General features: G+C 77.5%; 1 pseudogene. It reads left to right on the forward strand.

The window, feature by feature from the left end:
• Positions 1–94 precede the first annotated feature (94 nt).
• Positions 95–307: pseudogene (locus tag RKE29_RS30715) on the forward strand (NTP-binding protein); the annotation flags it as partial.

Genomic DNA, 307 nt, shown 5'->3' on the forward strand with positions numbered 1-307 from the left:
GGCCCGCGCGGGCGGCGGCCCCCAACGGCCGGCCGAACCCCCGGCCATCGCGGGCGGCGCAGGGCCGGTCCCCCCGCCGACGCACCCGATGGCCGTGGCACGGCACCTGCTCCCCCAGTGGCAGCACGAGGGCCTGCTGACCCTGCGGCACTGGCGCGGCACCTGGATGCGCTGGGAGCTCTCGCACTGGCGCGAGCTGGACGACCAGGCGCTGCGCGCCTGGCTCTACCAGCACCTCGAACACGCCACCTACCCCCACACCACCCCCGGCGGCGGGACGGAAGAGCGGGACTGGGCCCCCACCATC

The organism is Streptomyces sp. B1866 (assembly GCF_031932565.1).
Lineage (GTDB): Bacteria > Actinomycetota > Actinomycetes > Streptomycetales > Streptomycetaceae > Streptomyces.